This window comes from Paraburkholderia sp. BCC1885, from assembly GCF_900996235.1.
In the GTDB taxonomy this organism is placed as follows: domain Bacteria; phylum Pseudomonadota; class Gammaproteobacteria; order Burkholderiales; family Burkholderiaceae; genus Paraburkholderia.
Genome location: NZ_CAAJGM010000257.1, coordinates 1 through 6,407, shown reverse-complemented (window position 1 = coordinate 6,407; position 6,407 = coordinate 1). Strand labels below are relative to the sequence as shown.

6 protein-coding genes and 1 pseudogene are annotated in these 6,407 nt (G+C 58.2%); 3 read left to right on the top strand and 4 right to left on the bottom strand.

The window, feature by feature from the left end; all coding sequences use genetic code 11:
* The first annotated feature begins 16 nt into the window (after positions 1-16).
* Both FQ755_RS38835 and FQ755_RS33490 read left to right on the top strand, forming a co-directional pair.
* Positions 17-94 (top strand): hypothetical protein, encoded by a 78-nt coding sequence (locus tag FQ755_RS38835; RefSeq protein WP_409937793.1) that lies wholly within the window; start codon positions 17-19, stop codon positions 92-94.
* A gap of 635 nt (positions 95-729) precedes the next feature.
* Positions 730-1,440 (top strand): MobA/MobL family protein, encoded by a 711-nt coding sequence (locus tag FQ755_RS33490; RefSeq protein WP_144161567.1) that lies wholly within the window; start codon positions 730-732, stop codon positions 1,438-1,440.
* A gap of 164 nt (positions 1,441-1,604) precedes the next feature.
* Here FQ755_RS33490 and FQ755_RS33485 read toward each other — a convergent pair whose 3' ends face one another.
* From FQ755_RS33485 to FQ755_RS33470, 4 genes are all read right to left on the bottom strand, one after another.
* On the bottom strand, positions 1,605-2,834 hold the full coding sequence (locus FQ755_RS33485; RefSeq protein ID WP_144161564.1) for an inovirus-type Gp2 protein: 1,230 nt from the start codon (positions 2,832-2,834) through the stop codon (positions 1,605-1,607).
* On the bottom strand, positions 2,831-3,922 hold the full coding sequence (locus tag FQ755_RS33480; protein WP_144161561.1) for a hypothetical protein: 1,092 nt from the start codon (positions 3,920-3,922) through the stop codon (positions 2,831-2,833). Before FQ755_RS33480 ends, FQ755_RS33485 begins: the two co-directional genes overlap by 4 nt.
* Before the next feature lie 106 nt (positions 3,923-4,028).
* Positions 4,029-5,495 carry a DUF3987 domain-containing protein gene (locus tag FQ755_RS33475; protein WP_144161559.1) on the bottom strand — a complete coding sequence of 489 codons (1,467 nt, stop codon included), beginning with the start codon at positions 5,493-5,495 and terminating at the stop codon, positions 4,029-4,031.
* Complete coding sequence (locus tag FQ755_RS33470) at positions 5,496-5,777, bottom strand: helix-turn-helix domain-containing protein (protein WP_144161557.1); 282 nt, start codon at positions 5,775-5,777, stop codon at positions 5,496-5,498.
* A 301-nt stretch (positions 5,778-6,078) separates the two neighbouring features.
* On the opposite strand from FQ755_RS33470, the pseudogene FQ755_RS33465 reads away from it, so the two are divergent.
* A pseudogene (locus FQ755_RS33465) lies at positions 6,079-6,228 on the top strand (IS256 family transposase); the annotation flags it as partial.
* Positions 6,229-6,407: the final 179 nt, after the last annotated feature.

Sequence of the window (6,407 nt, the reverse complement as noted above, 5' to 3'; positions counted from 1 at the left end):
CTTGGGCAAGGCGGCCGTGTTCCTCGCGTCCGAAGACAGTGCTTACATTACGGGCGTTGAGCTGGATGTCGATGGCGGCGTCTCTCAATACTGACCGATTGCCCGAAACACGTGGCGCCGGACCGTGTGGTGGAGGAGCATTTCCTGAAATTTGGTTCGTCGCGAGAAATCGTGGAACTCCAGTGAATGGATCTGCAACCCAAGACAGGGCTTCGAGAATGTACGTCCGTGATCCTCGACAGCGGCCGCCACCGTGCACGTTAAGATGATCTAGATCGCGGATTTTCTCCTGGAATTGCTGATACCTTCGTTCCAGTGCATCAAGATCAGGCATCTCCGAAAGATAAGCAAGATGCCTGATTTCCCTTCCTTCGTAATCTTTGTATTCGGACGAATCAACGACGAGGCAAGTCATGCTTGATGCATGACTCTTGATATGGGTGGTTCGCTCTTCTCTTCTCGGTACGGTTCTTTCTTGTGCATTTTTTACTGCTCTCTTCATGCTATGAGATGAGCAATCAATCTTCTTCTACTGGTAATAGTCGTCGTCCTGCTTGATGCAGTCCTACTCCATGCGTTAGTAGCATAGGGAGATTAAGGACGCGCACTTAACCTTTCTTAAAAAACGAAGATTAACCGAGCAAACAAAGCCACATCGATTGCCCATCTCGCTCACGGCCAGCAGCTTTCCGCTGGCCTTTTTATTTCGGCACAAGAAAGGGTAGTCATATGGCAAGCTTCCATCACACAGTCAAGAGTGGCAAGAAGGGTACCGCAGCAGATCACGCAGCCTATATCGCTCGTCAGGGCAAACATAGCAAACGAGAAGACCTAGTCTACGCAGAACACGGCAACATGCCAGCATGGGCCAACGGTAACCCTGCCGCATTCTGGAAAACTGGAGACAGGAACGAACGAGCCAATGGTGCCGTATTCCGCGAGCACGAGATTGCCCTGCCAGACGAGCTAACGCTTGAACAGAATAAAGAACTGGTCGATCAGCTCGTTCCCTCACTGGTCGGCAACAAGCCGTTTCAGTATGCGATCCATGCCCCGAGCGCTGCGCTCGGCAGCGGCACGAACACCCATCTGCATCTCATGTATTCCGACCGGGAAGATGACGGTATCGAGCGCACTCCCGAACAAACGTTTCGGCGCTACAACGCAAAGCATCCCGAACGCGGCGGTCGCAAGAAAGATAGTGGTGGACGAAACAGCATGCAGATCCGAGATGAACTAATCGCAACGCGAAAGAAGTGTGCCGACCTGCAAAACGCCGCACTCGCGAAATACGGACATGATGCGCGCGTCGATCATCGGACGCTCAAGGCACAAGGCATTGATCGACAGCAGGAGCAGCACCTGGGCCCGACCCGGATTCGCGCCATGTCGCCCGAGGATCGGGAGCGGTACGTCGCGCAGCGCCAGCAGCAAGCGTGAGGTCCGATACCGAGACGTTAACCGGACAGCAGAATTGAAAAGAGGTAGGCTGAAGCCTGCCTCGGGGTGATGGCATTTGTGGCACATCGGCGCCCTACCTTGCCCAGAGCTGCTGGCAGGCTGGGGCGAGTGCCATAGGGAGGGTCTTACGAATTGCGTGATTTCTATTTCGTAAGTGCCGCGTCCGGTACCTCGTGATGACCGTCGGTACGGCGGCGGCCTCGATGACCTTCGCGAGTATATGCCGGCACCCACGTGCCCCATGATCGCTGGCCGGCAAGTGATTTGGGCCGGAGGTACTGATCCTTCACTACCAGGTAATCGATCTCGTCCGCGAGGGCTCCCATTTCCGTCGAATCCCCGACATGGATTACACCTGCGGCAGGCCGGACAGGGGCGTTAACGCCAGCAAAATGCACATGGCCAGCGTTGTTCGGCACCACGCTGGTCCAGACGCTTCCGATCAAACCTGCCCATTCGGTCGAGTCAACAGTGAGCGACGCATCCAGCATGAACACCCAACGGAAATGAGGGCCTTTTGCCTTCGCCCACTCGAGCGTCCAGATTCCGCCGATCGCTACCGCAGCAAGCCGGGCGTTAGCCCTCAAGCGGTTCACGAATGTCGCATGGTCGCGCTTGGCCTGCTCAGGGCTGATATTTTCAGCGATGTCATGGCCATAGTCCGTGTCGAGATGGAGCACCAGAATCTCCGAATGGCTACCGATGCATTTCTTCACGAACTCGTGCATCCGGCCGCGTGTGCGCTCGCTCGCGGCCGACCATTTTTTGACCAGCGTGTCTAGCTTACGAACATCGGCCATGTGGAGAATCACAGCCACCAGCTCGTTCGCGAATTCGCCGCAGAAGCGCTCGGACGTGCGATCCCAAGAGGTCGGAAAGCGATTGAAGCATTCCGTCATATGCTCGGCTTGCAGCTTAAGAAATTGCATCGCATCGTGAAAGACCTTTGCGCGCGGCGACAGCTCGAATCGATCCAGCCCGAATTCGGGATTGAAGATTTTCCAGATGCACGAGGACAGCCTGTTATAAAAGCGACCCGGTTCATGTTCAACGACCCGCGCCAGCTTATGGTCTTCGCGCAACTGAAAATCGAATGCTTGCTTCCGGGTGCGGTTGACGGCTTCGACATATTGATCCATCACGCAAACCGCGAGTCCCAACTCACCAGCCCCTTTCGATAGCTGGTCAACAAATTTGCCGTTGTGATGAATACGCGTGACCAGCATTTCGTGGTCGGCACGAATCAGCCGCTGCTTGAGACGACCATAGCTGATGCTGATCGGGGTCTGCTCAACATCCCCGTCTTCCGCAACATAGACCGCGCCCTCAGCGATCCACGGGCTATCGCGGCGTGAAAGTTTCATGATCTTCATAATTTTTCTCCAGCTAGCTCTGTGCTTGCGGGCTGAAGCGCCTCGCGCAGCGTGTGGAATTGGCGACGCAGTTGATTTGCGTCCTTCTGCGAGCAACGGAAATGTGTCCGGATTGCTTCGACGGTCGGGCGCACCCTACCTGCTGCGACGTCGTGCATCAGTTGCGTGAGGCGGTCGTCCGTCGCTCCGGTCATGATCTCGTCAGGCGCCGTGACCGGCTCTGACGATGCCGTGACCGCCGCGTGACTACCTGTCTCCGGCAAGCGCGCGACTGGAGTCGTACCCACGACTACACTCGGACGACTTGCGCTGAGCGCGAGGTACCAGCAGAAGCTCCCCGTGAAATCCAGCACGCCTGCGCACGAGACGGCGAGCAGCAGGTCGAGTGCCGATTCGCTCAGGCCAGTCGTAGCCGACAGTCGCGCAGTTACGGGATCGTCGAGCTGCGAGTCATGCATCCGTGCAGCCCGGTAGGCCATCGCCGCTTGCCGGTCGCGCGCGTCTTCGTCGCGTTTCGCTTCATGCGCCTCGGCCCCAAGGGTGTCGAGCTTCGCAACCAGGCGGTCGTGACGCACCTGCCGCCACGGGCAGCCTGAGTTGCAGCGGTGCGCAGCGATCACAGCCAGTGCTTCGCGTACTGCCTCCTCGTCGTGCGCGATGATCATAAGGCTGCGCGTGGAGGTCGCCACCGGAACTCCGGGCAACGACTGGATCGGTGTAGTGGCCATGCGGCGCATACCGGCGTGTTGCCCTGCCAGAAGAAAAAATTCCGCCTGGCCGTACAGAACGAACACGATGCTTGCGGCACACAGGCTGGTGGCCATAGCACGTACCGCAAGCGACTTGCCGCGCGTCAATGCCGGCAGCAAGTGCACGGCAAAAACAGCGACCATGCCGAGCGCGATGCAGGCGATCTTTTCGGTGAAGTCGCCACCGCGTTGCCAGCCAGACAGCAGCGCAATGCCGATCGAGGTAAACGTTGCGAGGATGGCCAACATCAGGCGCGCGAGCACATCTACACGCAAGGGCCATCTGACAGGTCCGGCCGGCATCAAATCGGGGCCGGTATTACGGACAAAATTTTCCATGATGAATATTCCTTGGTAAGGCCTACGCATGACTCATCGTCGCGCACAGGCATAAGCCCGCCCATCAGCACCACGAGGTGCCGACCGGGCGGTCATCGCATGAGGGTTAATACGTCGGGAAAAATTGCGGCGACAGGCGGATGATCGTGGCGTTGCCGCGCTCCTCCTGCGTCAGGACTTTCGCGCCATACAGGAAGTGCAGCGAACGTTTGCACGAAGCCTCGTCCAGGCCATAGCTCGGCGCCTTCAGGTACAGTTCGCGAGGCATCACGAAGTTGCGGCGATTTTCATACGCGACCAGGTTGATCATCTGCATCACCGCGTCGATGTTTGCCTGTTCCTGAAGGGTCGGGCCTTGCAGGCGCACGAACACCTTGTTGGTCTCGTGTGCGAGCCACAGTTCAATCGCGATCGCGATTTGCATCGTGCTTTCGGTGATCGGCCCTTCGTAGCCTTCGATGCGGTGCAAGACCCCGGCAGTCCGCACGACCGACATCGGCAGACGAAGCGCGTACGGCACCATATCGCGCGCGTACATTCCTGCCGCCATTCGCGTCTGCACCGTTGCCTGAATCCCCGGCAACATGGCCTCAGCGCCTTGGGACATCTCGATGATCAACGGTTCGAATGCCCCGTTTTTCATGCGTGTGCGATCTTCCCGCTTCATTGTGAGGATGCGCTCGTCGAGTTCGTTGAGGGCGTCGTTCCGGAACACGCGGCCATCGGGCACGCGCGGCGGGAACGGCGTCTGAAGATCGAAAATGCGCAGGCGCGACAGAAAACCGGTATCAAAAGCTTTCTGGCCGTGGGCGCGCAGGTAGTCGTACAGCGGTCCCGGCTGCATCGCGATCATCTGCGACAGGAACGCGTTCACCACCGAATCCACGCCCGACGACATGCGAGCGTTTTTTTCAAGGCGGGCGTCGTACAACGTGCAAAAGTCCCGGAAGGCGCGCGACAGCCCGCTGGACAGGAACGCCACCCCCTCCTCCAGCACGAGTCCGGCGGACGGCCACGCCCGAAGCAGGTGGTGCCGCAGCGCCTGGATCGTCGCGTCCCCGAGCAGCCACGACGCAGTGAGTGGCGGGCGAATTTCTGCCGGCAGTTGCAAACCGAGCATGAAGCCGACCGAAGACGGCTCCTTGCCACTAGCAATTGCCTTGTCGACGCCTCGCATGAGATTGCGCTCGACCGATGCCCGTACGCGGCGATCGGCTTCGTAGCGGCGGCGTGCCTGTACGCTTTCAGCGGCAGCTTCCTCTTCGGCTTTCTGGAAGGCTTCCAGCAGGCGCACGATCAGCGTAGACTTGCCACAGTTCGAGAGCCCGCTCACCCAAAAGTAGCCGTTCAACGGCACAAGGGTGCCGTTTTTACTACGGACAAAGGTGCCGTCCTGGCACGCGAAATTGGCCATACCGATCAGGATGAATAGCGTGAGATCGGCGACCGTCTGATAGTTATATTGCAGGTCGTCGCAGACGCGACCCAGAAGCGAGCCGCGCAGCATCGTCAAAACGTGGTCGATGCCGGTCATCACAACTGCGGGGGCAACGGTATTGTGTCGCGTATTCATTTAGCGACCCTCCACGGCTGCGCGAACCTCAGCCGCGTTAAACAGCCAGCGGCGGCCGAAGCGGCGTGGTTTCAGGCCCCAGAACGTACCCGACAACGAGAGAGCTTTGCGAATAGTCTGTGCCTGGCAGCGGCAGTAGTCTGCCGTCTCCTCGACGGTCCAGTTCGGCATAGACAGGAATGCCGGCGATACGGCCAGCGGTTCCGGGATGGGCGCGGTCGCACGCTCGGCGACCCCGACGTGATGGTAATCGCGCTCGACTACCAGATGGTTGCGTTGCATATCTTCTTCTCCAAGTCACGAACTGAAGGTGGTTCGCACACCGGGTCATCCGTGTCGATCCAGCGGGACCAGCGTTGATGACTTGGAGCAGATTAAAAATAACGGCAATCGAAATGGTGAGGAGCCGCGACTTTGCCGGGTTTATTTTTTATTTATAAATCAAACGGTTAGTCTCAAATAGCCAAGATGATCATGCTGTCATCTACGGGTTTTCTTGCCGGGTTTTGAGCCGGTTCGAGGGTGTAATTAGTTTTGTGTAAACGGTCATTTGGCAGGAGACTGCCAGTAATCAGGAGCGACGATGACCGTAGCGAAACGCAACAAACGCGTGAAACCCGACCCTGAGCTCGTCAAGCTGGCCGACAGCCTGCTGGCGAACTACCAGAAACCAGAGGACCTGATTGGCGAGAACGGCCTGCTCAAGCAGCTCACGAAGATGCTGGTTGAACGTAAGCGGCTCGGCCCGACCGTTTCGCCATGCTGACTTTTCCAAAGCATGATGAGGGCGTTCAGATCAACGGAGCCAGTCAGCCATGTCGAACGCAGGGGGCGCAGCCCATCCCCGTCGCACGTACGCGCGAAAATTCAAGCAGCAGGTGATCAGAGAGACGTTGGTGCCTGGCATGTCGG